This window comes from Streptosporangium sp. H13245 (assembly GCF_055690525.1).
Genome location: NZ_JBSZKT010000082.1, coordinates 1 through 851 on the forward strand (window position 1 = coordinate 1; position 851 = coordinate 851).

The window sequence follows — 851 nt, forward strand, 5'->3', positions numbered from 1 at the left end:
ACCTGGTTCTCCACCAGGTCACTCATCCCCTTACCCTGAGCGATCAGCCGCGCCAGCTTGATCGCCGACGAGGCCATGGTGGGGCTGTAGGTCACCGTCGCCTCCAACACCCCCGACCCGGCCTGGATGTCGCGCATCGCGTTCGCCGACCCGGCGCCACCGACCATGAAGAACTCGCTGCGCCCGGCCTCCTTGATCGCGGCCAGCACCCCGATCCCCTGGTCGTCGTCATGGTTCCAGATCGCGTCGATCTTCTTGTGCGCCTGCATCAGGTTCGCGGCCACCTTGGTGCCCGACTCCACGGTGAACTGCGCGTCCTGCTTGGCCGTCACACTGAAGCCGTAGGTCTTCAGCGCGTCCTCGAAGCCCTTGCTGCGGTCCTGGGTCAGCGGCAGCGTCGCGATGCCCTGGATCTCCAGGATCACCGGGGAGGCCACCCCCTTGTCCTTGAGCTTCTTACCGATGTAGTGACCGGCCGCCACCCCCATGCCGTAGTTGTCGCCGCCGATCCAGGTGCGGTAGGAGAGCTTGTCGGGGAAGACCCGGTCCAGGTTGATCACCGGGATCCCCGCGTCAGAGGCCTGGCGGGCGATCTGGTTGAGCTGCTGGCCGTCGTTGGGCAAGATCACCAGCGCGGCGACCTTCGCCGCGATCAGCGACTCCACCGCCGAGATCTGCGCGTTGATGTCGTTGGTCGGCTCGACCGGCTTGAACTCGATGTCGGGGTACTCCTTGGCCGCGGCCTCGGCGTTCTTCGCGATCGCGGCGATCCACCCGTGGTCAGCCGCGGGCGCCGAAAACCCGATGACGACCTTGTCGCCAGGGGCGTCGTTACCACCGGTCGCGGCCGG

1 protein-coding gene is annotated in these 851 nt (G+C 66.9%); it reads right to left on the bottom strand.

Going from position 1 to position 851, the window contains the following annotated elements; all coding sequences use genetic code 11:
- Positions 1-851: substrate-binding domain-containing protein (locus tag ACW9TB_RS39330; protein ID WP_472753209.1), on the bottom strand; the 851-nt coding region annotated here is incomplete at both ends.